This is a genomic window from uncultured Rothia sp. (genome assembly GCF_937976295.1).
In the GTDB taxonomy this organism is placed as follows: Bacteria; Actinomycetota; Actinomycetes; order Actinomycetales; family Micrococcaceae; genus Rothia.
The window spans coordinates 1-26,894 of sequence record NZ_CALJRY010000158.1 but is presented as its reverse complement, the minus strand read 5'-3'; the positions used below and the strand labels follow the sequence as shown (position 1 = coordinate 26,894).

20 protein-coding genes and 1 pseudogene are annotated in these 26,894 nt (G+C 60.8%); all 21 read right to left on the bottom strand.

What is annotated here, in order from left to right; genetic code table 11:
- Window positions 1–45: 45 nt before the first annotated feature.
- Window positions 46–1,032, bottom strand: a complete 987-nt coding sequence (locus Q0216_RS04335) for an RluA family pseudouridine synthase (RefSeq protein WP_298593219.1) — start codon at window positions 1,030–1,032, stop codon at window positions 46–48.
- Window positions 1,033–1,129: 97 nt separating this feature from the next.
- Window positions 1,130–1,765, bottom strand: a complete 636-nt coding sequence (gene lspA, locus Q0216_RS04330; protein ID WP_298593218.1) for a signal peptidase II — start codon at window positions 1,763–1,765, stop codon at window positions 1,130–1,132.
- A gap of 338 nt (window positions 1,766–2,103) precedes the next feature.
- Window positions 2,104–2,643 carry a DivIVA domain-containing protein gene (locus Q0216_RS04325; RefSeq protein WP_298593216.1) on the bottom strand — a complete coding sequence of 180 codons (540 nt, stop codon included), beginning with the start codon at window positions 2,641–2,643 and terminating at the stop codon, window positions 2,104–2,106.
- A gap of 521 nt (window positions 2,644–3,164) precedes the next feature.
- Window positions 3,165–3,464 (bottom strand): YggT family protein, encoded by a 300-nt coding sequence (locus tag Q0216_RS04320; protein WP_294631431.1) that lies wholly within the window; start codon window positions 3,462–3,464, stop codon window positions 3,165–3,167.
- Window positions 3,465–3,474: 10 nt separating this feature from the next.
- Window positions 3,475–3,786 (bottom strand): annotated as a pseudogene (locus Q0216_RS04315) (cell division protein SepF); the annotation flags it as partial.
- 804 nt (window positions 3,787–4,590) lie between these two features.
- Window positions 4,591–5,427 (bottom strand): YggS family pyridoxal phosphate-dependent enzyme, encoded by an 837-nt coding sequence (locus tag Q0216_RS04310; RefSeq protein WP_298593214.1) that lies wholly within the window; start codon window positions 5,425–5,427, stop codon window positions 4,591–4,593.
- A 21-nt stretch (window positions 5,428–5,448) separates the two neighbouring features.
- On the bottom strand, window positions 5,449–6,297 hold the full coding sequence (locus Q0216_RS04305) for a polyphenol oxidase family protein (RefSeq protein ID WP_298593212.1): 849 nt from the start codon (window positions 6,295–6,297) through the stop codon (window positions 5,449–5,451).
- Window positions 6,298–6,463: 166 nt separating this feature from the next.
- On the bottom strand, window positions 6,464–7,654 hold the full coding sequence (gene ftsZ / locus Q0216_RS04300; protein WP_005507755.1) for a cell division protein FtsZ: 1,191 nt from the start codon (window positions 7,652–7,654) through the stop codon (window positions 6,464–6,466).
- 196 nt (window positions 7,655–7,850) lie between these two features.
- Entirely contained in the window at window positions 7,851–9,476 is a 1,626-nt protein-coding gene (locus Q0216_RS04295) for a cell division protein FtsQ/DivIB (protein WP_298593210.1), read from the bottom strand.
- 9 nt (window positions 9,477–9,485) lie between these two features.
- A complete protein-coding gene (murC, locus tag Q0216_RS04290) occupies window positions 9,486–10,985 on the bottom strand; it encodes a UDP-N-acetylmuramate--L-alanine ligase (protein ID WP_298593208.1) in 1,500 nt (499 codons plus the stop codon).
- Window positions 10,985–12,085, bottom strand: coding sequence for an undecaprenyldiphospho-muramoylpentapeptide beta-N-acetylglucosaminyltransferase (gene murG / locus Q0216_RS04285; protein WP_298593206.1), 1,101 nt, complete (start codon window positions 12,083–12,085; stop codon window positions 10,985–10,987). The genes murC and murG overlap by 1 nt, the downstream gene beginning before the upstream one ends.
- Window positions 12,086–12,295: 210 nt before the next feature.
- Window positions 12,296–14,419 carry an FtsW/RodA/SpoVE family cell cycle protein gene (locus Q0216_RS04280; protein ID WP_298593204.1) on the bottom strand — a complete coding sequence of 708 codons (2,124 nt, stop codon included), beginning with the start codon at window positions 14,417–14,419 and terminating at the stop codon, window positions 12,296–12,298.
- Between the two features lie 164 nt (window positions 14,420–14,583).
- Window positions 14,584–16,170, bottom strand: coding sequence for a UDP-N-acetylmuramoyl-L-alanine--D-glutamate ligase (murD, locus tag Q0216_RS04275; protein ID WP_298593202.1), 1,587 nt, complete (start codon window positions 16,168–16,170; stop codon window positions 14,584–14,586).
- The gene (mraY, locus tag Q0216_RS04270; RefSeq protein ID WP_298593200.1) at window positions 16,170–17,375 is read right to left on the bottom strand and encodes a phospho-N-acetylmuramoyl-pentapeptide-transferase; all 1,206 of its coding nucleotides are present in this window, start codon (window positions 17,373–17,375) and stop codon (window positions 16,170–16,172) included. The genes murD and mraY overlap by 1 nt, the downstream gene beginning before the upstream one ends.
- 6 nt (window positions 17,376–17,381) lie before the next feature.
- The gene (gene murF / locus Q0216_RS04265; protein WP_298593198.1) at window positions 17,382–19,001 is read right to left on the bottom strand and encodes a UDP-N-acetylmuramoyl-tripeptide--D-alanyl-D-alanine ligase; all 1,620 of its coding nucleotides are present in this window, start codon (window positions 18,999–19,001) and stop codon (window positions 17,382–17,384) included.
- Entirely contained in the window at window positions 18,994–20,739 is a 1,746-nt protein-coding gene (locus Q0216_RS04260) for a UDP-N-acetylmuramoyl-L-alanyl-D-glutamate--2,6-diaminopimelate ligase (protein WP_298593196.1), read from the bottom strand. Before Q0216_RS04260 ends, murF begins: the two co-directional genes overlap by 8 nt.
- Before the next feature lie 168 nt (window positions 20,740–20,907).
- Window positions 20,908–22,773 (bottom strand): penicillin-binding protein 2, encoded by a 1,866-nt coding sequence (locus Q0216_RS04255; protein ID WP_298593194.1) that lies wholly within the window; start codon window positions 22,771–22,773, stop codon window positions 20,908–20,910.
- Window positions 22,774–22,835: 62 nt separating this feature from the next.
- Window positions 22,836–23,855 (bottom strand): amino acid ABC transporter ATPase, encoded by a 1,020-nt coding sequence (locus tag Q0216_RS04250; RefSeq protein WP_298593192.1) that lies wholly within the window; start codon window positions 23,853–23,855, stop codon window positions 22,836–22,838.
- A 20-nt stretch (window positions 23,856–23,875) separates the two neighbouring features.
- On the bottom strand, window positions 23,876–24,940 hold the full coding sequence (rsmH, locus tag Q0216_RS04245; RefSeq protein WP_298593190.1) for a 16S rRNA (cytosine(1402)-N(4))-methyltransferase RsmH: 1,065 nt from the start codon (window positions 24,938–24,940) through the stop codon (window positions 23,876–23,878).
- Window positions 24,941–25,040: 100 nt separating this feature from the next.
- Window positions 25,041–25,472: a division/cell wall cluster transcriptional repressor MraZ gene (mraZ, locus tag Q0216_RS04240; protein WP_005506565.1), complete on the bottom strand. Its 432-nt coding sequence runs from the start codon at window positions 25,470–25,472 to the stop codon at window positions 25,041–25,043.
- 580 nt (window positions 25,473–26,052) lie between these two features.
- Window positions 26,053–26,454, bottom strand: coding sequence for a DUF3040 domain-containing protein (locus Q0216_RS04235; protein WP_298593189.1), 402 nt, complete (start codon window positions 26,452–26,454; stop codon window positions 26,053–26,055).
- Window positions 26,455–26,894 lie beyond the last annotated feature (440 nt).

Sequence of the window (26,894 nt, the reverse complement as noted above, 5' to 3'; positions counted from 1 at the left end):
GTGCGGCAAGCGGCTATAGCTGACCGAGCTGTCTAGCCGAGTTACCTAGCCGAGCTGAACCTTACCCTCGCGCAGGGCGGTCAGCGCGTAGGACAGGTCGAGCGGGTACTCGCTGGTGAAGGTCACGCGCTCGCCGGTGCCGGGGTGATTGAAGCCCAGGCGGTGCGCGTGCAACCACTGGCGGGTCAGACCCAGCTCGGCGCTAAAGCGCGGGTCGGCGCCGTAGGTCAGGTCGCCGCAGCAGGGGTGGCGCAGCGCGGAGAAGTGCACACGAATCTGGTGGGTGCGTCCGGTTTCCAGGTGCACCTCCACCAGCGATGCGGGGCCGAAGGCTTCGAGCACATCGTAGTGGGTGATGGAGTTGCGTCCGTCTTCGACCACGGCGAACTTCCATTCGTTGCCGGGGTGGCGGCCGATGGGTGCGTCAATGGTGCCGCGCAGCGGGTCGGGCAGGCCCTGCACGAGGGTGTGGTAGACCTTGTCCACGGTGCGTTCCTTGAAGGCTCGCTTGAGTTCGGTGTAGGCGCGCTCACTGCGGGCGACGACCATCAGGCCGCTGGTGCCCACGTCCAGGCGGTGTACGATGCCCTGGCGTTCTGCCGCGCCGGAGGTAGCAACCGAAATGCCCTCGCCCATGAGCGCAGAGATCACGGTGGGGCCGTGCCAGCCGGGCGAGGGGTGTGCCGCCACGCCTGCGGGCTTGTCCACCACAACGATGTCGTCGTCCAGGTGCACGATGCGGAAGCCGTCCACCTTCTCGGGGCGGATATCCGCCAGATCGCGCGGTGCGGGCGCATCCACAACGACCTCGTCCCCTGCCGAAAGCTTGTAAGACTTGCCGATTTTCACGGCCTTGCCGTTGTTGGTCACGCTCACGTGGCCGTCACGAATCCACCCGGAGGTGCGGGTGCGCGGCGCGTCGAGGGCACCGGCGAGCGCGGCGTCCAGGCGCATACCGGCAAGCGCGCCTTCAACGGTGAATTCGGCGCGGATGCGTGCCGATTCTTCGGCGGCGGCGGTGGTTTCGCTCATGCGGCTCTCCTTCGGGTGGTGTTTGCTATTGTCTGGGCTGTCTGTGTGTAAAGGGGTGTCTGTGTGCGAAAGTCTATAGGGGTAATCGTCAGGGTGGCTACTTGGCGCTCTTCTCTGCCGCGTTCTCATCGCCTGCCGGGGTTTCGTCAGCGGGTGCCTGCACGCGGGTGCCGTTGAGGTTCAGGCCCTTGAAATTCAGCAGCACAATGACTGCCATGCACACGCAGATTGCGGAGTCTGCAATATTGAAAATCGCGAAGTTCGGCACGGAAATAAAGTCGACCACGTGGCCGGAACCGAAGCCGGGCTCACGGAAAAGACGGTCGAAAAGGTTGCCGCAGATACCGCCGAGCAGACCGCCCAGCGCGAGGGTCCAGGACAGCGCGCGGGTGCGGCGCAGCAGGTAGAGTACAACAGCCGCGGCGGCGACCATGACGAGGGTGAAGACCCAGGTGACGTTCTCACCCATGCTGAATGCGGCGCCGGAGTTACGAATCGAGTACCACCACAGAAGCCCGTCAATGACGGTGATGCGCTCCCCCAACTGCATCTGAGTAACGACCAGGTATTTGGTGCCCTGGTCGATTGCAAACACGACGGCGGCGAGCACGAGCGCGAGGATACCCGCGGAGCGTCCGGACAGGATGCGCACGCGGCGTCCAGCGGTTTTTTCGGCGGCGTTACCGGTTGCCTGTGAGACTGAGGATTCAGCGGTCTTGGGGGTGTTGGTCATAGCTCTCCTCTAGTCTGTGCCGGTTGCTACGCGCCCGAACGCAAACCTGGTGCGGTACCGTTCGATAGTGCCCCTCTAGCTTAGCAAATCGGGGTAGCGCATCGAGTATTCGGAGGTGATTTCGCGGATGCTCTCCCCCGCTTCGCATGCTGGGTTCTTAGGCCGTGCCGGGCGGGCATGAGAATACCGCCCGGTTCTCTCAATCTTCCCCGGTGAATAGCGGTGGAAGAGAAAGAATCCGGGCGGCATACGCCTCAAAGCGTCGTTAGCTTAGCACCGTTACTTTAGCGTGGTTATTAGCTTATTCAGGCACGCTGATTTATGCGGAAGCCTCGATTTTATGCGGAAGCTTCGATGGACTTGAGGTTCTTCAGCTCCTGAACCTGAGCGTCCAGGTGCTGCAGCAGCTTGGAGCGGTAGCGGCTCTCGAAGCCGCGCAGAGCCTCAACAGCAATCTCCAGTTCTTCCTTCTCGTCGGTGAGGCGAGAGAGAACCTCTTCGCGCTGCTGCTGAGCTTCGCTCACAATAGCGTCTGCCTTCTTCTCTGCCTCTTCGAGCAGTTCAGCCTTAGCCTTCTCGCCCTGTGCCACGTAGTCGTCGTGAACCTTCTGAGCCATGGCGAGCAGTGCCGCCGCATCCTGAGGTGCAGCCGATGCCGCCGAGGACTGTGCGGGTGCTACCGCTGCCGCCGGGGAATCGGGTGCGTTTGCAGAGAGCTGCTCAACCTGGCGCTCCAGGGCGTCACGCTCGGAGTAGAGTGCGCGCAGTTCGACAACGAGCTCGTCCAGGAAGTCGTCGACCTCGTTGCGGTCGTAACCGGACTCTTCGGTCACGATCTTGAAGCTCTTAGTGATCAGGTCTTCAGGGGTGATTGCCATGGGCTTCTCCTCTAGGTATCCCTACGGGGTTTGGTGATGAAGTTGAGTGCCGCCGATCCACCAGCCGGATAGGTCACGACCCGAATAAATCAGGGTCCCGACGATTCAGGGCATGGCTATTCCGCGATGCAGTCGTTGGCACCAATTCTACTATTCTTTGGTTTCTGTGCCCGGTTATATGTCGGTTGAACAGCAAAATATGCGCTCGGCGCAAGGGTGGGATTCCCCACGTCTACTATCCGCCCTAGTCCCCGCTATCCCCCGTGCGTTTTCTGCCCTGCGGTGCATTTCGAGAAGGTTTTCGAGAAGGCATTTTGATGCTCCCCTTTTGGCACTCCCCCAGGCAGAACACCAGCGCAAAACTCAGATGCAAAGCCCAGGCACCGAACCTAGGCGCAGAACCCGGGCAAGAACCTAAACGCAGAAAACCCCCGCTCTGCCCTCAACCCGTGAACGGGTCAGGCAGGCGGGGGTCTATCGTTTTTAGCTCTTGAGTTGTCCTCTCCGAGCGAGGCAGACGCTTAAGAGAAGGTCGCGGTCAACCGCATCATGATGCTCAGCAGCAGAGACAGCAGAACAATCAGAATCAGAAAGCCGGTATCCAACGCAACGTTACCCACACGAACCGGCGGAATCAGGCGGCGCAGCTGGTTCATCGGCCAGTCAGTCACCGCGTACACGCCGCTGGCGAAGAGCAACACAATGCCCTTGGGTCGCCACTCCGGTGCGAACATGCGCACCCAGTCAAAGAGCATGCGCAGCAGCATCGCAATGTAGAGAACGTAGACAACGATCGTAATGAGGGCGAAAATATAACCCATCTATCAGTCCTTAGCCCTGGTCGAAGGGGAATTCGCCGTCGGTCTCAAAGCCGGCGGGAACCTCGGAATTAGCCACGCCCAGAACCTCCAGGTTGGAGGGGGTCAGCAGGAACACCTTAGCGGTGACGCGCTCAATGCGGCCCTCCAGCGCGAATGCCAGACCGGATGCGAAGTCCACCAGGCGCTTTGCGTCTGCGTCAGGCATTTCTTCCACGTTCATAATCACGGGGATGTTCTCGCGGAATGCCTCGCCAATGATCTTTGCGTCATTGTAGGAGCGGGGGTGGATAGTGGTGATGCGACGCAATTCGTCCTCTTCTTCCTCGTAACCGTAGGTGTATCCGTTGGTTTCTTCGGGCTCGTAGCCCTGGTCGTAGTAGCCGTCGTTAGAGTACGTCTCGGCGTACTGCTCGGTGTATTCGGTATTCGGCACCGGGGTGTCCTCCCAATTGTCTGCGCTGGCATCGTCCCAAGTCTGCTCGGTTTCCGCCAGATCAGCTGTGGTTTCAGGTGTATGAGCGGTGGCGTATGCCGCTGCATCTACGGTTGCTCGTCCGTCGGCAGATTCTTCTGCGTCCAGATACTCGGTTTCTGTACCGTCATCGTAGCTTTCAGCCTGCAGGTACTCTTCCTGTTCAGTATAGGCGGGTTCGTCCTGCAGGTGGTAGGTTTCGCCCTGAGACCCGGCATGCGACTCGGCGACGCTGTACTGCGCCGAGCCAGGCAGCGCTGAGAGCCTGTGAGAGCTGTCGGTCTTCTGTGCGGTCGCAGCCCGCCCTGCGGAGGCGTTTGCCTCCCGGCGGGAGTCAGCCTGCACAGCCTGCGGGGATTCTTCCGGCGTCGCCTCAGCGTCCTGGTATCGTTCCAGGCCGAGGAAACCCGCCAGACGGCTTTGTTTCGCCATGATTCTCTCGCTGTTCTTTCGCGTTGGTGGTGTACAGGTTCTGCCGTAGTGCGTCATCAGAAGGTGTGTGCGTAACGGTACGCCATGCACCGGCATGTATATATTACCAGCGCCTACCCCGCGCAGGCGGTCAAGGGCACCGATAATTATGCCGGCGGTCTGCGTCTACAGCAGCTCAGAGCTCCAAAGGGCAACGCACGGCGCGTAGCGTGTTTGCGCAGGCTAGATTGCCGGGCGCTGACCCATGATGTCGCTACCCACGCGCACGCAGGTCGAGCCCCAACGCACCGCCGCCTCCAAATCCCCGCTCATGCCGGCAGAAATCTCAGTCGCGTGCGGCACCTGCTCACGCACCAGCGACGCCAAACCGTAGAGCTTCTCAAAGGCCTCATCCGGGTCCATGCCCAGCGGCGCCACCGCCATCACGCCACCGCAGCGCAGATGCTCGTGGTTCTCGATGCGCTCCACCAGCTCCAGCAGCTCGGAGGCGCTCGTACCACCGCGCGCGCCTTCAGCGGCGTGCCCAGCCGTCGCGACCTCCGCCAGGGACACCTGCACCAGGCAGGTCAGCGCGCCCTGCTCCGCTGCCGCGGGTGCGGGCGCCTCCCCCGCCTCGAAGCGTGCCAGCTGGTTCGCGTACGCCTTCGCCAGCGCGTCCGCCAGAGAGGGGCGGTCCACCGAATGCACGCTGGAGGCGTACTTGACCACGGACTTCGCCTTATTCGTCTGCAGCTGGCCAATAAACGCCCAGTGCGGGGGCTGCACCTCACGCTGGGCGCAGTAGGCGGCAAGCTCACGAGCCTTCGCGCTCGCCTCCTGGTCGCGGTTCTCACCGAAGAGGGTCACTCCCCCATCCAGTAGCGCCGCCGCGTCGGAGGCGGGGAAGAACTTCGTGACCGTCACCAGCTGCACCGGGGCGCTCGCCTCGGTACGCACGGCGCTGTGGTCCTGCTCCGCGGCGCGGATACGCTCAAGCACGCGGCGGTAATTCTGCAGCAGCTGCTCGGCGCGTTCGGGAGCGTAGTGCAGGTTCTGTTCTTCTACATTCATTTCAGACATCTTTTCTCTCCTCCAGCGCCTCTACGCGGCAGGCTCCGCCGTCTTCTCAAGCCACACCAGACCCGCGATGCGACCCGGCTTCTCACCGCGGTTCGTGAACCCGCGATGCGAATACACCTCAGGCTCCTCAAACGTACACTGCGCACAGTCCATGTTCACCTGCACGCCCGCCTCTTCCAGCACGGCGCGGGCACCGGCGGGCAGATCCAGGCCGGGGGTCTGCTGGCTGGTCACCGCGTGCACCTGCGGAATCACTTCGGTGGACTCGGTGCGCATCGCCTCGGGCACCTCGTAGCAGCTACCGCAGATGCTCGGGCCCAGCCACGCAGTAATGGACTGCGCACCGAGCTTGCGCATCCGAGCCACGGTCTGCTGGAGCACGCCGTCGAGCAGACCGCGGCGGCCCGCGTGAGCCACCGCAAGAATCGGCTTGGCGCCCTCCGCGGTTTCGCCCACCAACACCACGGGGATGCAATCGGCAACCATAATCGCCAGGGGTACGCCCTCACAGCTAATCGCCGCATCGGCGACCGGCGAGTTCTCCAGCACCGCGCGGGCACGCTCAACCGTACGCTCCTGCGGAGCACCGGGCGCGTAGGATTCCACCGCGTAATCTTCCGGGTAGGCAATCTGCACGCCGTGCACCTGGTTCAGGTAGAAGAACGGGTCGGTACCCAGCGCCTCCTCCAGGGCGGCACGGTGGTTGAGGGTGCGCACCAGGGAGGCGTCCATACCGCCGCCGAGCTCATCGTCCACGTGCAGGCCCAGGTTGCCCGCCGCGCGGGAGGTGAAGCCCACCCGCACACGCCAGGGACCCAGGGTGTGGGTATCGGCAGCAGCAAGTAGCGAAGTTGTGGGATTATCGCTCATCGTCTTATTCCTTCATCAGATGTCAGCGGGTAGAACGACGGGTATAGCAAAGGGGAGCCGAGAACAGCACAATGTGCGTGTTTCTCAGCTCCCCTATAGCCTCATAAGACTCTCAGCCGTGCAACACCGAGGCGTTTCAACACCGAGGCGTTCACAGCCGGGCAGACTACTTCAGGAAGTCAGGGACGTCCAGGGTGTCGCGGCGAGCCGGAGCTTCCTCCACAACCGGGGGAAGGTCAACGTCGAAGCCAGCAGCGCCGGTGGAAGCCGGAGCAGCAGCGGGTGCGTTGTAGCCGTAGCCGTTAGCAGCCGGAGCAGCCGCAGCGGTGGAACCGCCGAAGGATGCCTGGGTGCGCTGAGCCTGAGTAGCCGCAGCAGTGGAAGCGTTGGAGTTGGTCTCCGGGTTCACTGCATCGAAGCCAGCAGCAATCACGGTCACGCGAGCCTCATCGCCCAGTGCGTCGTCAATAACCGCACCGAAGATGATGTTTGCGTCGGGGTGAGCAACTTCCTGAACCAGGCGTGCAGCCTCGTTGATCTCGAACAGACCCAGGTCGGAGCCACCCTGAATGGACAGCAGAACGCCGTGTGCACCGTCGATAGATGCTTCCAGCAGCGGCGATGCGATAGCCAGCTCAGCTGCCTTCACGGCACGGTCCTCACCGGATGCCGAGCCGATACCCATCAGAGCCGAACCTGCACCCTGCATGACGGACTTAACGTCAGCGAAGTCAAGGTTGATCAGGCCGGGGGTGGTGATCAGGTCGGTAATGCCCTGCACACCGGAGAGCAGAACCTGGTCAGCGGACTTGAATGCGTCCAGCATGGAGACGTTGCGATCCGAAATCGACAGCAGTCGGTCGTTCGGAATAACGATCAGGGTATCAACCTCATCGCGCAGAGCAGCGATACCGGTCTCAGCCTGGTTGGAGCGGCGGCGGCCTTCGAAGGTGAAGGGGCGGGTCACCACACCAATGGTCAGAGCGCCGAGGGAGCGGGCAATACGTGCCACGACGGGTGCGCCACCGGTACCGGTGCCACCGCCCTCACCTGCGGTCACAAAGACCATGTCTGCGCCCTTGAGGACTTCCTCAATTTCCTGCGCGTGGTCCTCGGCTGCCTGACGGCCAACCTCGGGGTTTGCGCCCGCGCCAAGACCGCGGGTCAGCTCACGACCGACGTCCAGCTTAACGTCTGCATCGGACATCAGCAGAGCCTGAGCGTCAGTGTTGATAGCAATGAACTCAACGCCGCGCAGACCAACCTCAATCATGCGGTTGACTGCGTTGACGCCACCGCCGCCGATACCAACGACCTTGATGACTGCCAAGTAGTTCTGGGGAGTTCCAGCGTCCATGTATTCCTCGATTGTTCCGTGTTCCAGCTTCGGAAGACCCGCAGCCTAATCTAAGCCTGAAGGTTTCCTCTAAAGAATGACTTTATCTGCTAGGATACCAAACTGTTTTTGCTGGTTCCTAGTCACACAGCGCAATTACCCCCTCTTTTTGTAGATTTCACACAAAAAGGGAGGATAAAGCGCCTGAATGGTTCCCCTAACGGGTCACCGGTACGCGCGGGGCAGACACGTCATAGACGGTCACCTTCTGCGTCTGTGCCTCGGAAGAGTTCTCCTCCTGAGCACGCTTAGCAATAGCCTGGCGCAGGGAGAGAAGAACCTTAGCCTTCAACTCGCTCTCCTCAGCGGTTCCCCACTGCACCGTAGTATTATCCCTCAAGGTTAGAGTGATACTTGAGGTTGAGGTCGCGCTGGCTTCCTTAATCTGAGCTAGAAGTTCAGAGGGCATCGCCGAAAGCGCGGTAGAAATAGTGCGGAACTCAGCCGAAGTCTTCGGGTCATCACCGCTGAAACGCACCAGCGGCACCGACGTATCGGGCTGAGTCGCCGACTCCAGCAGGCTCACACCATCACTATCAACAGTATGGTACGTATCGCCCTGCTTCACAACCGCAACCGCGGTACGCTCCTTCAGGGTCACCACCAGCTCATGCGGCGGACGGCTCTCCACCTGCACGCTACGAATCACGTTATCCTGCCCGATCAGCTCACGCACCTTCTTCTCGTCGATGCGAGTGAGCGGAACACCGCGCAGAGGCTCCAGCTTCTGCTCCACCTGACTGGTTTCCAGCAGGGATGCGCCGCGCACCGTAATCTTTTCAGTCGCCAACAGGGGCGAGAAGAAGACCAGCACCACGTACAGCACCGCAATAATAGCCAGCGCCGAGGCGGTGTACAGCAGCTTACGGGCACGAGTCAGAGGCGCACGCTCCTTACGGGGGCGCTCCTCAGCACGCAGACCGTCCAGACCCGGATCCTGACGCAGACGCTCACGCTGAGCCTGACGGCTCGCACGCTCGCGTTCCTTCTCAATCTCCGCGGCACGCTGCTGCTCACGCTCAGCACGCCAACGACCAAAGCGGCTCGCGGGTCGAGGCTCTTCAGCGGCCTTCTCCCCCGCCTTATCGGCGCTCTTGTCGGCGTTTTCTTCAGCCTTCGGAGCGGCAGACTCTTCGCGAGATTCAGCAGAACCGGAAGACGCCTTGCCCACGGTGGGCACCGACTTCTTGCCAGAACCCTTGCCGCTATCCTTTCCTACGCTCTTCTCCGACTGCGAGGACGCGGCCTGAGCAGATGCAGTCTTAGACGAAGAATCCTCAAACGCCTCAACATCAAACAGCTCGGGAGCATGCTCAACCTCAGACACGGTACGACCGGTCATCAGCGCCGAACGCACCGAATCCTTCAAAGACTGCGCCGAAGAATGAACCGCCGCAGCCCTCTTCTGAGCCGAAGAATCGGTACCGTGCTGAGCGGACGCCTTATGCACCGGCTTACGCGGCATGTGCCGAACGGAGCTCGAAGACTGAGGAGTAGCAGACTGCGCAACAGCAGAACCGGCAGATGCCTCAGAAGAGGCAGGCTTGGCGGATGCTGCAGGTTTTACAGCTTCGGTAGCCTCTGCGGTCTTTGCAGCCTGGGGCTGAGCTGCCTGAGGCTGGGCTGCCTGAGACTGCACAGATTTAGCCTGTCCCGCCTCAGCTTGTGCTACCTCAACCTGCGCATTCTCAGCCGCCTGCTGGGCACGCAAACGAGCACGCGAACGCGGAGCCTTCGGCGCGCGCGAGGAGGAACGCCCCTCCGAAGAGAGACCAGAACTCATCGGCACAGCCTAAGCCTCCGACTTCTTCGACTCGCCACCGTGACGGATCTCCAGGGACTCCAGCACACGCGCACCCAAAGCGGTCACGTCACCAGCACCCACAGTCATCACAATGTCGCCATCCTGAGCGCAGGCCACAATATCCTCAATAGCGCCCTCAGCGGTAGCGTAACGAACCTCAGAGAAACCAGCACCGGTAATCAGCTCACTGGTCACACCCTCAATCGGCAGCTCACGAGCCGGGTAAATATCCAGCACATGAGCGCGGTCAGCCATCGACAGGGCCTCCGCGAACTCCTTCGCGAACTCACGAGTACGCGAGAACAGGTGCGGCTGGAAAATCACGTACAGGTTGTGGCCATCAGCCACGGTACGGCCGGTCTCCAGGGCACGGAACACCTCGGTCGGGTGGTGCGCATAGTCATCGAAAACCTTCACGCCAGCAACCTCACCGCGCAGGGTGAAGCGGCGGTCAGCACCCACAAACTCAGCCAGCGCGCGAGCAATATCGGCAGCTTCGTAACCAGAGATGAGCGCCGATGCAAAAGCCGCCGAAGCATTCAGCTGGTTATGGATACCGGGCACCTTCAGAGCAAGATCCTGCTCACCCTCATAACGCACACCGCGGCACTCAAATGACCAGGACAGGTGCGACGAAGAGGAAGAACCCGCGCTAGTAATCTCGCTAATGCGCAGGTCAGCATCCGTAGACTCACCGTACGTCACCACGGGCACGCCCGCCGCACGAGAACGAGCCGCCAAATCAGCCGCGCCCGCATCATCAGCACAGGTCACCACAACACCGTTAGGTGCCAGCGAACCCACAAAACGATTGAACGCCTCAAAGACACGCTCATCCGTCTCATAGAAATCCAGGTGGTCCGGCTCAACATTCGTCACCACAGCAATAGCCGGGCGGTAACGCACAAACGAGCCGTCCGACTCATCAGCCTCAGCCACAAAAATCGACTCCGGACCCTGAGCACCCAGGTGAGCGTTCGTGCCGCGACCCGCAATCACAGTACCCACCGCAAAGGACGGCTGCGCACCCAGCTGATCAAACATCACAGAAATCATGGAGCTGGTCGTGCTCTTACCGTGAGTACCGGCAACAGCAACCACCTGAGACTCACCCATCACAGCGGCAAGCGCCTCAGAACGATGCAGCACACGCAGGCCCTGCGCACGAGCGGCAACAAGCTCCGGGTTATCCTCACGAATCGCAGTAGAAATCACCACGGTATCAACGTCCACAATGTTCTCAGCCTGCTGAGGAACACCCACACGAGCACCCGCAGCACGCAAAGACTCAACAGTAGCCGACTCGGCACGGTCAGAACCGCTCACCGTCACACCAGCCTGCAGCATCAGAGTGGCAATAGCGCTCATACCCGCGCCACCAATACCGATGAAGTGCACACGACCCAGCTCGCTCATCTTCGCACGCTCAGGGAACGGCGGGTTCAGCGGTGCCGGCAACACCATCTCAAGATTCATCAATTCAGTCATTACTTCTCAGCTGCCTTCAATACTGCTTCAGCCATAACGCGTGCCGCGTCACGGATACCAAGTTCATACGCCGCAGCGCCCATACGCTCCAGCTCCTCCGGGTTCGCCATAAGAGCCGGAATCTCACGGGCAAACCACTCACCGGTGACCTCTGCATCCTTCACCAGCAGAGCCGCAGACGCCTCAACCAGAGAACGAGCATTCAAAGCCTGCTCACCATTACCAATGGGAAGCGGCACAAAAATCGCGGGAACACCCACCGCAGCAACCTCACTGACGGTCGCCGCGCCCGAACGCACCAGCAGAAGATCAGCGGCAGCGTACACATCCTGCATGCCGTTGCTGAACTCAATCTGACGGTAATTCGGCGCGCTCAACGGCTCACCATTCTCGTCCAGAACAGCCTTACCCTTACCGGTAATATGCAGAATCTGAAAGTCCCACTCCGCAAAGTGGTCACGGCACGCCGCCACCGCATTGTTCAGGCTCTGTGCCCCCAGCGAACCACCGGTCACAATCACGGTCGGCTTCTGCGGGTCCAGACCCAGATTACGGCGAGCCTTCGAACGGTGCGCCTCACGGTTCAAGTAGGCAATCTCATCCTTCATCGGCATACCCACCAGGGTTGCGCGCGGGAACGGAGTGTTAGGGAACGCAACACCGGTGAACTTCGCGAACGTACCACCCAGACGGTTCGCCAAACCGGGCTTCGCGTTCGCCTCATGAATCACCACGGGAATCTTAGCGCTCAACGCCGACAAATACGCCGGCGGACACACATAACCACCCATGCCAACGACCACATCTGCATCTGCTTCCTTGAGGATGCGGCGGGTCTTCGACAGGCCACCAAAGAACTTAGCGGGGAAAGTGAAAGCGGCACGGTTAATGCTACGGGGGAACGCCGCGCGAGGAATGAACTCAATATCGAAACCAGCTGCCGGAACCAGCTCGGCTTCCATCTTGTCGGCGGTGCCCAGCATCAGAATCTTAGCGTTCGGCTCAAGGTCACGAACTGCACGCGCAATCGCGAGCATCGGATTAATATGACCGGCAGTGCCACCACCGGCGAAGACTATAGAGGGCGCCTTCTTCGTCATAGATCTTTCTCCCAACACATCGGTACAGCATCATTTTACGCTATCGCACCTGTTCAAAAGAGCGCCCCCGCCTTTGAGCTAGGACTCAACGGCGAGGGCGTTATCTCATATTCAGCACATATTCATCACGGGCAGAGGCAAGAACTACAACCCGCCCCCGCGAATGTCAACCCCCGAAACCCAGGCTTCACGAAGAGCAATCCGCAGAGTTTAGCCCTGCTTGCGGGTGCCGCGCTGAGCGGAGTTCCGAGCCGCGCCCTGAGCCGGACGCTGCGCCTGCTGAGCGCCGTTCTTCGAAGCGCCCTGTCGCGGCGCCGCCTGACGCTGAGCGCCCTGTCGAGGATTACCCTGTCGCTGGGCACGACGCTGACGATCTTCAGGATGCAGCGGCTGCAGACCCGCAGGTAGCGAACCCGACGGACGGTGCTGCGCGCTACGAGGCTGAGCAGTACGGGGCTGAGCACCGCGAGGTTGCTGCACTCGCTTCTGCGCGGCAGGTTGCTGAGCAGTACGGGGCTGAGCGCCACGAGACTGAGCGGGGCGCTGCTGTACAGCCTGCTTCGGTGCGGCAGGCTTCTGACCAGCGGGCTTCTGTGCAGGCTTCGCAACGGCCTGTTTCTGAGCAACACGAGCCTGCTGACCGGTACGAGGCTGAGCGGAGGCCCTCTGCGGAGCTGCCTTCTGCGGTGCGGGCTTCTGTGCGGCCTTCCGCTTCTGAGCCTCAGCCTTCTGCTTCTGAGATTCGGCCTTCTGCTCCGCCTTCACACGGGCAGCCTCCTCGCGAGCCAGACGTTCCTGTTCCTTCTGCTGCTCCCGTGCCTGACGCTCCTGCTCTTTCTGCTGCTCACGAGCCATACGAGCCAACTCACGCTGCTGATCCGGCGCAAAACCCAACCAGCGGCGCAACGTGCTCTCCGGGCCGAAAACAATCTTCAAAGGATTATGTTCCTTCAACAGGTGGCCACCGGCAGCCGCACGAGCAGCCTCCTCCTGATTCAGCATATCCTGCAAGGGCGTACGACGCTTCCAATCAGCATTCGCACGACGAACCTCACGCACGCTCTGCGTCTCAATATTCGACGGTGCCGTCGCGCCACGCAACGGAGTCTGCCGCGCAAACGCCAACAACAAACCCGCCGCAAACAACGAGGACAACAGCGACGAACCACCATAGGACACAAACGGCAGAGGCACACCAATCACCGGCAAAATACGGGACACCATGCCCATATTGATAATCGCCTGAGAAGTCAACCAAATCATGATGCCGCCCGTAGCCAAACGCACCAGCGGATCAGCAGTGCGCAGCATAATACGAACCGCGCAATACACCAGACCCACATACAGCAGCAGAACCGCCAGCGTACCCAGCAGACCCAGCTCCTCACCAATAATGGCGAAAATATAGTCGTTATGCGCCTCAGCCAGGTAGTTGTACTTCTGACGCGACTGGCCCAGACCAACACCCAAGAAACCACCGGTAGCCAGCGCCACCTCACCAGAATTCGCCTGGTCACAGTTAGCGTTCGTGCACGAACCCCAAACACCGAAAATACGAGCCACACGGTTCGCGCTACTGAAAACACCCACCAGCGCCAACACCGCAAGCGCGCCGCCAATCTTCAGCAGCGAACTGCGAGAAGCACCCGCCAGCCACATCATGCCCACAAAGATGAAGCCGTACACCATGGCGGTACCCATGTCACCACCGAGCATAATCAGCAGCACCAAGGCACCCACACCATAAATCGAGGGGAACAGCGTACGCCAAATACTGCGAGAAATATCGCCGTGACGGCTGTACACCCACGCCAGCCACATAATAATCGCCAGCTTCGAAAACTCCGACGGCTGGATCTGCACGCCGCCGGGGAATTTCAGCCAGTTACGGTTACCGTTCACCTCAACGCCAACGACCACCACAGCAAGCTGCATGACCAGCGCGGCAATCAGCATCGCGTTCACCACAAACTTCTTGTGATAAACCCCCACCGGGATATGCGTAATACCCGCCATCGCAATCACGCCCAGAACCAAGAACATGACCTGAGACGAAACCTGCGAGAACGGCGACTGGCCCTGAGAAATCATGGTCACGCTCGACGCCGACAGCACCATAATGCAGCCAAAAATAGCCAGACCCAGGGTGGTGACCAGCAACATAACCGGCACATCCCACAGGTCAGCCTTCAGACCACGACGGTACAGCCTATCGGCACGAGCACGGAACGGCGCAGAGAAATCCTCCCAACCGGCTCGCAAAGACGCCCAACGACCACTCGCGGTCGAACGCGCCAAAGAAGCCGAACGCTCCGAAGATGCGCTGGTACTCACATGCCCTCCTATAGGCCTCAACTGCCACGGATCCGTCGTGGCGAATACACGAAAAAGGTTCAGGGGTGGGACACCGTTACCATCCCACCCCCGAGAAGAACCCGCAGAAAGCACCCCGGTCACCCAAGTCCTGGTCACCCGAGCCGCCCCCTGCAGGCAACGTCCTAAGAGTCTGCCAGCTGGGCGGCAACAGCGTTCGCAAACGCATCACCGCGCACCGCATAATTCTTGAACTGGTCCATCGAAGCAGACGCGGGAGCCATCAGCACGGTATCCCCCGGATGCGCCAGCTCAGCAGCCTTCGCAACGGCCGCGTTCATCACGGCAATGCCGTCCGAAGAATCAGCCACAGCGGCGGTCATATTGTAGGTCGGAACCTGCGGGGCATGAGTCGCCAACGCCGACTTCAACGCCGCAGTATCAGTACCGATAATCAGCACAGCCTTCAGACGCTGAGCATGAGCAGCAATCAGCTCATCGTACTCAACACCCTTCGACAGGCCACCGGCAATCCACACCAGCGACGGGTAGCCGCTCATCGATGCATTCGCGGCGTGAGGATTCGTAGCCTTCGAATCGTTCACCCACATGATGTCGTTCGCGTAACCCACCAGCTGGTTGCGGTGCGCACCGGTCTTGAAGGAACGCAGGCCAGCGCCCACAGCCTTCGGGTCAATATCAGCCGCACGGCACAGCGCCGCAGCCGCCAAAGCGTTCTCCACGGTGTGCTTCGCGGGCATCTTACCGGGCGCAGGAGCCAAATCCTCCAGAACCGCCAGCTCGTACGCCTCGTTATAACGGTTCTTCAAGAAGGCACGGTCCACCATGATGTCCTCAGCCAGGCCGAGCATCGACACGGCGGGCATCTCAGTGGAGCTGAAACCAATCGCGTGAGCGCCCTCAATAACGTCCGCGTTCTCGACCATACGCAGGGTGTCTACGTGGTCGGTGTTGAAGATGCAGGCAACCTGAGTGTGCTCGTACACGCGCGCCTTATCAGCCTTGTAGCCGTCGAAGGAGCCGTGCCAGTCCACGTGATCCTCAGCGATATTCAGAACCACCGAAGCGTACGGGGACATCGAGTAGGTCCAGTGCAGCTGGAAGCTGGACAGCTCCACCGCGAAGAACTCATAGGGCTCATCGTCGGCAATGGCGTACACGATGGGCATACCCACGTTACCCACCTGAATAGACTTCTTACCGGCAGCCTTCAGGATGGAATCGACCATGCCCACGGTGGTGGTCTTACCGTTCGTACCGGTCAGGCACAGCCATTTGGGGGTCGGGTGGTCGCTGCGCTCATTCAGGCGCCACGCCAGCTCCACATCGCCCCAAATCTGGATGCGACGCTCATAGGCATCCAGCATGACCGGGTGGTCCGGACGCACACCCGGGGAGGTCACCACAAGCTCGGGTTCCTGACCGTCCACCAGGGGCAGCGCACGCATGTGCTCGGGACCGAACAGACCCTCAACCGGGCCATACGCGTTCTTGTAAATCTCGATGCGTTCACGCTTCTCCGGGGTATCAGCCCCGTCGATGACGACGATATGCGCACCCAGCTGGGCGAGCACATCGGTCACGGCGTCGCCGCTGGTACCCATGCCCACCACGACCACGCGCAGGTTAGCCCAGGGGGCACCCCAGTGAGTCAGCTCCGCGAGGCGCTCGTTCTCATACACCGGGTTCACCGCAATAGCGGCGGCGTTCGCCTCAATGCGAGCGGCATCCGGCTGTTCATTAGTTGACATTAGTGAATCACTCCAGAAGTCTGCGAGAACCAGTCACCGAAGAACAGCGCCAGGGCAACGAGCACGCAGAGGGCGTTAACAACCCAGAGGCGGAATACGGAGTTCACTTCGCCGCTGCTGACAGTACCGGGGGCAATGCCTCGCTTATCAATTGAGTACTTGCCGTTGACGCCGACCTTCTCCATGTGGTGGTGGAAGGGGGTCATACGGAAGTAACGGTGCGCGTGCAGGGGCTTCTCCCCCGCCGCGACCGAACGCTTACGGCTGGTCTTGAACACGAACTTCTGCACGATCACAGAGAACACTTCCAGCACGGGGATCAGAGCGATGACCAGCAGAAGCAGCTCGGTGCGGGTGAACAGCGCGAAAGCAACCATTGCGCCACCGAGCGCCAGGGAGCCGGAGTCGCCCATGAAAATCTGTGCCTTCGACACGTTCCACCAGAGGAAGCCAGCCAGCGAACCCACCAGGGATGCGGCAATCAGCGCCAGCGAACCGGGGTCGCGCACATCGTAGCAGGCGGTGCCGGCGCCAGCGGAGCAGGCGTGCACGTACTGCCAGATGCTGATGGTCAGGTAGCCGGAGAAGATGGTCATCATGATGCCGCCAGCCAGGCCGTCCAGACCATCGGTGAAGTTCACAGCGTTCGTGCCGGACAGGGAGATGAGGGTAATCCACGCAACCATCAGGATGCTGCCGAAGACCGCACCCGCCGCGAACAGGTCGATGGGCAGGTCACGCACGAAAGAGATGGCGGTCGACGCCGGGCGAGCACCCGACTCGTTCGGGAACTGGAACGCCAAGTACGCGAAGGGCAGGGTCACGCTTAGAAGACCGATGGTCTTCTGCTTCTCGGTCAGACCCTCGTTGCCCTTATTGCGGAACTTCATGATGTCGTCCGCCGCGCCCACACCGAGCATACCCAGGGTGAAGGCGATGGTCAGCCACGCGGTAGCGGTCGGTACCGGCGCGGTACCGAAGAGCAGTGCGCTCACCGCCAGGGTCAAGAAGTAGGCGAGAATCGCCGCGGGGATGAAAATCAGACCCGCCATGGTGGGGGTTCCCGCCTTATGCTGGTGGGCTGCCGGGCCTTCCTCACGGATGAGCTGGCCAAGCTTGAGGGACTTCATCTTCTTGATGAACACCGGCAGCGCGGTGAGGGAGATGAGGAATCCGAAGATTCCAGCAATCAGCACGGTAATCATAAAGCGCTACCCTTCGTTCGTGGTCTGTTCGGTTGAGGTACGGTCGCCGTTAGCGGCGCCGTCCAGGTGAGCGGCAAGGTGGTCGCTCAAATCGGTGGTTTCAACAAAATCACCGGCAGAAAGCCAGGTCGGTGCCTGCTCTTCCTCAGCACCGAAGGTGTACTCAGCGAAAGCAACCTGGTCACCCAGAATGCCGAGCTTCGCGCCATTCGAGGACTTGAAGAGCACAATGTCGCCGGGGCGAACCTCGGCGCGCAGAATCTGCTCTGCCTCTTCCGGGGTCTTCACCCAGGTCGCCTCATTACCCCAGGAGCCTTCCAGGTGAGCCGCATTGTAGATGGGCTTCGTCTCGTCACCCACAGCAATCAGCTTGGAAATGTTCATGCGCACCACGAGGCGGCCGATGCGGTCGTGCTCCTCCACGGAGGCGTCACCGAGCTCCAGCATGGCGCCCAGAACAGCCCAGGTGCGATGCGGCTGACCGGTCGCCGGGTCAACGGTACGGCCCAGCTGCGCCAGAGTGCGCAGTGCAGCCGCCATCGACTCGGGGTTCGCGTTGTACGCGTCGTTAATGACGGTCACGCCGTCGGCACGGTCGGTGCGAGCCATACGCCACTTCGAAGCTGCCGCCGCCTTGTTGAGCGCGCGAGCAATCTTCTCACCCGAAATACCGCTGTTGTAGGCGATTGTCGCCGCAGCCAGCAGGTTGTGCACGTGGTGCTCACCAATCAGCTGCGAGGAAATCTCGTACTCGCTACCGTCGGGCAGACGCAGAGTGAACTCGGGGCAGCCGGCGTCGGTGGTGCGCAGGTTCAGCGCCGCCACATAGCGTTCGTAGGGCTGACCGTTAGCGTCAGTCTTCTCGCCCACGCCAAAGTAGGTAACGGGGGCAACCGAACGCGACGCCATGCGCAGCACGCGCTCATCATCAGCGTTCAGCGCCAGGGAACCGGTCGGCTGAACGCCCTCAGCCAGCTCACCCTTGGTGCGCTCAATATTGTCCACACCGCCGAACTCGCCAGCGTGCGCGGTACCAACCTTCAGAATCGCACCGTGATCGGGGTGCGCAATATTCGCCAGGTACTCGATGTTGCCCACACGGTCCGCGCCCATCTCGATGACCAGGTAGCGGGTGGACTCATCCGCACGGAAAACGGTCAGGGGCACACCCACCTCACTGTTGTAGGAGCCGACCGGGGCAACGGTCGGGCCCTCCGGGGTGAAAATGGCGGCAAGAAGGTCCTTGGTGGTGGTCTTACCGGCAGAACCGGTAATACCGATAACGGTCAGCTCACCCTGAGCACGCATCTGCTCAATGGAGTAGCGCGCCAAATCGCCCATCGCCAGCACCACATCGGGCACCTGGATGCTCGGGTACGGCACACCCTGCTCGTCGAGTACTTCACGCTCGACCAGTGCCAGGGTCGCGCCCTTCTCAAACGCCATGGGGATGAACTTGTGGCCGTCAGTGACCGCGCCGGGCTTCGCCACGAACAGGGTGCCGGTCTGCACCTCACGGGAGTCGGTGGTGGCGAAGTCAGCGTACACCTGCTCCTCACGGCCCTCCAGGCCGATAGCGGTGCCGCCGGTTGCCTCAATAATCTGGGCGGCGCTGAGCTTAATCATTCTTCACCATACCTTCAGCGGTCTTAGAGTCACTTTCATCGAGCATGCGCTGGTAATCAGGCAGAATCTCGAAGCCGTGCGCGCGCAGGGCACGGGCGGTTTCAACGCGGTCATCCAGGGCAATATCCACGCCGTCAACATCCTGTTCGGTTTCATGGCCGCGGCCAGCAATCAGGATGGCATCGTGCTCGCTCGCCAGGGCAATTGCCGCCTCAATAGCGGCGGCACGCGGAGAGATGTTCAGAATCTGGGTGGCTCGGCGGTTCTCAGCCTTCTGCGCACCCTCCTCAACGGCGGCACGAATCGGCTCGGGTGCCTCACCGTGCGGGTCGTCATCAGTCACGACCACAATATCCGCGTTCTGCGCAGCAATCGCGCCCATAATCGGGCGCTTGAGCTGGTCACGTTCACCGGTCGCACCGAAAACAATCATGACCTTACCCTCACCGGGGCGGTCCATTGCCTCCAGGGCACGGGTCAGACCGTCCGGGTTGTGGGCGAAGTCCACAATCGCGTGCGGCGCCAAAGAAATCAGCTGCATACGGCCCGGCACCACCGGTGTCAGAGCTGCACCGGATGCCAGCTCGGGCAGCAGGCGCTCACGCTCAGCGGAGTCAGTGTCCAGGTACGCCATGAGAGCCGCCAGTGCAGCATTCGAAACGTTAAAGTCAGCGGGCAGACCGGTGTAGCATTCAACGCTCTCACCGGCACCATTAGCCACGTGGAAGCGGTGGCCCAGGCCCTCACGCTGAACCTTCACCACAGCCCAGTCGCGGGCACCAAACTCTGCGGGCACCTCAGCCAGACCGGCACCGCGAACAGTCACCAGACGGTGAACCTGCTGCGCACCCATCTGCTCGCAAGCGGCGGAGAACATCTTCTCGCCCCACTCGTCATCAGCAGTAATCACAGCCAGCTCGGCATGTTCGGGAGTGAACAGCTGAGCCTTCGAGTCGAAATAGTGCTCCATGGTGCCGTGCAAATCCAGGTGATCCTGAGTCAGGTTCGTAAAGCCGGCAACCGCGTACTTCACGCCGTCCACACGGTGGTAATCAATCGCGTGCGACGACACCTCCATCGCGGCGCAACGCACCTGGTGCTGATCCATAATCGTCAGCAAAGAATGCACGTGAGGAGACTCCGGAGTGGTCATCTTCGAAGGAACCGACACACCATCAATCAGAATCTGAATAGTGCCAATCAGACCGGTCTTCACGCCCAGGCCGGTGCGGAACACCGACTCCAGCATGTAGGTGGAGGTGGTCTTACCGTTCGTACCGGTCACCGCGTAACGGTGAGTTACGGGGACCGACGCTGAACCATAAATCAGCGCCGCCAGAGGACCGACGTACTCGCGAAGGTTCTCAGTCACCAGGACAGGCACCGGCGCCTCACCCAGCAGCTGCGCGCCGGCAGCATCCGTCAAAATAGCGGAAGCGCCCAGCTTCAACGCGGCCTCAGCAAACTGCGCACCGTGCACCTTCGCGCCGGGCAGAGCCACGTACAGGTCCTGCGGGCGCACGCCTCGGGAGTCCATGCTGATACCGGTGACCTCAACAGATTCACCGGATTCAGAACCCTGAACGCCGCTAGCCGACTGGGAACTCACCTGAGCACCCAATCCCTGCAGATGTTCGCGAAGGTGCGCCAAACTCACCGGGCGCACAGAATTCGGGCGCAGAGTCTGAGCGTCGCCGCCCAGCAGGTTCTGGCCGGGTGCGTGAGATGCGGTATCCATCGTCCTTCTTTCCTCCCCGCTGTCCGAAGCGGTGAGCTCTGTATGGTCAATGCGCTCAAGGCACACAGGGTCATTCAATATTCTACGGGCTTTAGGCTTCGACAGGTGTTCAGTATCAGAGCTTCTTCATCACGAATCAGTCGCCGGGTACCTATCCCCCACCTGCCTTTAGTTCGTCTTATTGGAGCTATCCTCAGCAAAAATCGGAATCAACTCCGGCTCACCGGTAGAAAGCGGCACGTTATAGGTGTGCAGGGTCCTCTCCATAATCTTGGAGAACTCAGCCGTCGTACCGTTCGTACCCACGCTACCTTCGGGACGTTGCATGGTCACCGCCACCAAGAACTGCGGGTTCTCAATCGGCGCCACACCAATAAAGGACGTCGTGTTGCCGTCGTAGCCGCCCTTCTCACTCGGAGTTTCCGCAGTACCGGTCTTACCGCCCACGCGGTAGCCGGTCACCTTCGCCGGACGGGCGTGGCCTTGCTCCACCACATTCTCCATGAGAGTCAGGCAGGAAGCGGCAGTCTCCTCGCTGACCATGCGTTCGCCAGGCTCTACGGCACGCTTATGTTCGGTACCGTCGGCGTCAATGATCGCGTCCACAATGCGCGGCTTCAGACGAACGCCCTTATTGCCCAGCGCCTGGAAAATCATGGCGGTCTGCAGCGGAGTCTGCGCAACACCCTGACCGAACAGCACAGTGTACTGCTGACGGCCATCCCAATCACGCCAATCAGCGATTATACCCTGCTCCTCACCGGTCAGCTCAATGCCGGTAAACTCGCCGACGCCGTACTTCTTCAACCAGTTGTAGCGCTCTTCCTTGCTGAGCTTCTGACCGACCAGCACCGTACCGGTGTTCATCGAATCAGTAATAATGCCCGAGAAAGTACGCCGCTGCGCCGCGTGCTCAAACGCGTCCTTGAAGGTCTGGCCGTCAATCGTGAGGGTCGCGGGCACGTCATACACGCTAGTCGGGGTGGTCAGACCCTGCTCAATCAGCGCCGAAGAAGTCAGCATCTTCACGGTCGAGCCGGGCTCCACACTCTGCGAAATAGCGCGCGGGGTCATGTCCGCCGCGTCCTCAATGGTTGCCGCGCCCGGGTCCATCGTGGAGGAATCAGCAAGAGCCAAAATGGAGCCGTCACGCACATCCATAACGATGGCGGTACACCACTCAGCCTTCAGCTCCTCAGCGCGGGCACGCACCACCTGTTGCGCAAAATACTGCACGTCACGGTTAATGGTCAGGCGAATATTCTTACCGTCCACCGCCAGGCGCTGCTCTTCCTTCGCCACCGGGATACGCACACCATCAGCACTAATCTCGTAGGTGCGCTCACCGGGGGTACCGGCAAGCTCCTTCTCGAAGACACGCTCAATGCCCACGGAGTAGTTACGGGACACCGTACCGCCCGTACCGTTGCCGTCTGCCTCTTCAACAATGTTGTACTTACCGACCACGGAACCGCCCACACTACCGTTGGGGTACAGGCGCTGAGAGAACGCCTCACCGTAGATGAAGGGCGCACCCAGGGCATCAATCTTATTGAAAATTTCCGGGGTGATATTTGCCTTGATTACCGAGTACTTTGAGGTGCCGTCCAGCTTGGACTTGATGAACTCGTCGGTAATGCCCGGGTCAACGGTCTTGAGAATATCGACCATCTCGTACACCAGCTGGTTGGGGGTGACCTCAACCTTCTGGGTGCGATCCTCGTTGTAACGCTTGAAGGTCGCTACGGCACTCTGGTCAGCAGTCAGGTTATAACGCTGCACAGTACGCGCCATGACATTGCCGTTGATGTCGAGAATCTGACCGCGCACAGCCGGAAGAACCTGCGAACGCAGACGCTTCTGACGGGACGCATTCGCCACCGCACCGGGGTCAAAGCCCTGGCGGATAAACAGGTTCGCACCGATGACGCCCAGAGCGCAGGTGGCAGCGGCACCTGCGACAAAGCCACGGCGGGTCAGATTCGGCTGACCGGATGCCGATTCGTTCGCGTTCTTACGCGCGTCGGAGCTCATGCGGTGGTCCTTTCGCTGGTCTAGTCTATCGGTGATGCTGTGCATCCTGCGGTCAATATTGTTTATCGTGCAGCCTGGCTTACCGCGGGGCTAGCGGTAGGACTTGCTGCGGGCTGCTGAGCGGCACTCGGTGCGGCGGAAGCAGTCGCGCTAGCAGGTGCGCTATTCGCCGGTGCAGGGTTAGCCTGCTGGGAGGGGTTAGCTTGCTGAGTGGGGCTTGCCGAGGCGCTTGCAGATGCCGTAGCCGAAGCGCTCGCCTGGCTGTGGCGCTGTTGGACAGCCTTGTCCGCCTCCACGATGCTCTTGGCGTAGCTTTCATCCGAACCCGCTGCCGGAGGCGCAATCAGGTTCTCCTGTTTGCTTCCCTCAACACCGGTCGGGCTTGCCACCGGGGCGGGGGTGCCTTCAATCGTGGAAGTTTGCATGTTCAGTGTCGCCTGCGAAGAGCTCACAAACATGCCCAGGGTACTGGCGCGTATCGCCAAAACCTGTGGGGCTTCCTTGAAGCCAATCTCCTGCTGCAGCGCCTGGTTTTCTTGCAAGAGCTGCTGCTCCTGCGCGCGCAAATCCACCATGTCGTACTGGCGGGTCACAATCAGCACGTTGAGCAACAAAATAAAGATCAGGGTCAGCGGGATCGCTGCAAAGACGGCGAGCATGGTGGGCGGGCTGAGCTTGCGTGCTCGGCGACGCACCGTCGAGAGCGGGTGACGCGACTTAGGCTTCTCTTCTCGGGCCTCTTCGGTACGGGCTGCCGCACGAACGCTCGAGGGCACGCGGCTCGCGTTCGTCGAGGTGCGCTTACCGCCGTGTGAAGCAGCGGTGCTGGCGGGGCGGACCACCGACTGGGAGGCGGTGACCGGCTCCAGACGCGCGGTGCGGGTGCGGCCGGAGTGGGCTCGGGTGGAGGCGCGGCTCGCCCCGGTAGCGCCGCCAGTAGAGCCAGTAGAGCCAGTAGAGGATGCGCGGGTAGAGCCAACGGCGCCGGGGGTACCGGCGGCAGGGCGCGAGGAACCGGCGCGTCGACTCCGCGGGGCGCCCTGGGTGCGGGTGGGGCGCTGGGATGCGTGCTGGGTGCTCACTTTTCTTCGCTTTCTGTCTTCTAGTTGGCGGGGATGCGGATCTTCTCGGCGGCGCGCAGCTTGGCGCTGGCGGCGCGGGAGTTCTGTTCGATTTCCTCGTCGGTAGGCGGTTCGGCGCCGCGGGTAATGATTTTGACGGTGGGCTTGTGCTCTTCAAGCTCTACCGGGAAGCCCTTGGGTGCCTTGGAGGTTGCCTCTGCGGTCAGTGCCCTCTTGACGATTTTGTCTTCGAGGCTGTGGTAGCTCATGGCGACGAATCGGCCGCCGAGATTGAGCGCCTCCAGGGCTGCCGGTACGGCGCGTTCGAGGGCTTCAAGCTCGTGGTTCACCTCGATTCGCAACGCCTGGAAGGTGCGCTTGGCGGGGTGGCCGCCGGTGCGCTGCGCGGCGACGGGCACCGCCTTCTGGATAATGCGCACGAGCTCACCGGTGGTTTCCAGGGGCGCGTTGGCGCGGGCGGTGCAGATGGCACGGGCGATACGCGATGCGAATTTCTCTTCGCCCCAGTTGCGGATAATGCGGCGCAGCTGGTCTTCACTGTATTCGTTGACGACGATGCGGGCGGTGAGCTCGTCTTCGGAGTTCATGCGCATGTCCAGCGGCGCGTCGTAGGAGTATGCGAAACCGCGGGTGCGTTCGTCCAACTGCATGGAGGAGACGCCCAGGTCCATCAGGATTCCGTCAATGCCCTGCACGCCGGCGGTTTCCATGGCGCGGTCAATTTCGTCGTAGACGGCGTGGACGGGTACGAAGCGGTCACCGAAGCGTGCCAGGCGCTCACCGGCGATGGCGTGCGCCTGCAGGTCGCGGTCAATGCCAATCAGCACAAGGTTTTCGAAGCGTTCGAGCAGCGCCTCGGAGTGGCCGCCCATACCGAGGGTGCCGTCAATAACGTAGGCGGTACCGCGCTCCTCGACGGCGCGTTCAATGCCGGGTGCCAGCAGGTTAATGCAGCGGTCCAGCATGACGGGCACGTGGCGTTCGCTGGCTTCACGCTGGGAAAGGTTCTCAATGGATGCGCCGGCAACCTTGACGGCAGCGCCGGAGGCGGTCGTACCGGTTTCGGGGGCGTGTTCTACGCTCATGGGTGCTCCTGTGAGAGTTTGTCCTGCGGGAAGGCTTACGGAAGAGTGGTGCGGGTGCTAGAGATGCCGGGCGGTAGCCGTCGCGTCGGCGGGATGCCGTTTAGAGCAGCGGGCTGAACGGGTCCTCATCGAGGGCAGCGAATTCAGCTTCGGTGCGGGCGAGGTATTCCTCCCAAGCTGCGGCATCCCAGATTTCTGCGCGGGTTCCGGATCCGATGACGACGAGGTTGTCGGTCAGTCCTGCGTACTGGCGCAGTATCGGCGGGATGGTGATGCGTCCCTGCTTGTCGGGTAGTTCGTCTGAGGCTCCTGAGAGGAAGACTCGCAGGAAGTCTCGGGCGGCTCGTCCCGGCAGGGGCGCGGTGCGCATCCGTTCATGGATGCGTTCAAATTCTGCGGCGGGGAAAACGTACAGGCATCGTTCTTGACCGCGGGTCAGAACGAGGCCTGCAGAGAGTTCCTCACGGAATTTGGCGGGAAGGATGATGCGTCCTTTGGCGTCCATTCGTGGTGAGTAGGTACCTAGGAACATTCACTTCACCTCCCCGATGTGTGCCGTTTGTGCTGAAGTCCGCGGGAGCGGGGGTGCTCCACGAATCCTGGAGGTGCGGGGGCGGGTGTGCCGGGCCGGCGCCTCCGCCGCTTGTTTGAGGGCACGGCGATAGGACTGACTTTCAGCTTTCCTCTCCACTTTACCCCACTTTCCACCACCTACCCCACCCGGCAGAGTATCTTTTAGTGTTTTTATGCTCTCTTCTGCATTTTTAACGCTGGCGCACAGCTTCTACACAGCTTCGGCCGTGTGCGCTCAGTGTGCTTCCCTCATCATGTTTGCCATGCCCTGACTCAATGAGGACTCAATGACGGGGTTTGGCGTGTTCCGCCTACCAGCCTCTAGTACTTCCATCTCTCACTAGTTCTTCTCACGATTTCGGGCATAGAAAAAGCGGAGGTAAGAGAATTCTTACCTCCGCTTGATCAGTCTTGAGTTTTGAGATGTTCACACCGGGTATCACGCATCGGGTGTCAGCCCTAAGAGCTGAGCCGCGAAGCTTCTGTACCCTGAATGTTTTAGAACTGCGCTCTGAATGCTTTTACAGCTGTGGAATGCTTTAGAACTGGCCGTTATTACGCTCGTCCCAGCGGTTCTCCAGGCGGTTCATGAAGGAAGACCGTTCCTTCTGCTCGCGCTGACGCACGCGAGCTGCACCTTCTGCCTTACCGCCGAGGAAGGAATCTACCGGGGTTTTCTTGCTGGTGGTTGCGAAGTACACGCCACCGGCCGCGAAGAGGAAGCCGAATACTCCCAGCCAAATCATGTTAGATGCGACCGCACCAATAATGATGCCCAGGCCGATGAGAACGAAGAGAATACCGAGCACCAAGTGGCGAGCACTAAAGACCGGCGCGGTATTGCCGGTTGAAGACATGGAGGAGGCAAAGTGCGGATCCTCATTGCTCATGAGTTCTTCGAGCTGGTCCAGAACCTTCTGTTCACGCTCGGACAGTGCCATCGTTTTCTCCTTTGAGGTGTCTCTGCTCAAGATGACGTCGGTATCAACCGGGTTAGCTAGTGTATCAGCTGGCGCGGTGAGCGCTTCTTCCGGTCGTATATTTCCCATCGTACCGCGCCGAGCGGGGTTGGCGCATTCTTTTTCGGTCAGAAGCTCTTTATGTCTTTCTTCCGCTTTCCGCGGAGGCGTTCCTCGCCCGCATTTTGCGAGTAACCGGCTGCGATATAGCCGCTGATTAAGCTGTATCAGCCCCTAGTTGTTGCCCCTCAGCTATTCCTCGTTGTGGCTCTTTTCTTCGATATTCTTCTCTTCGATATTCTTCTCGGGCGCGGTGACTCCGGAGGCTGGTTTGAGGCTTTCCTGCGAATACTTGCGGTGAATTGCGTCCATGACGTGCTCCACCTCGGACCATCTGCCACTTTTCACGAGGCGAGCACCAG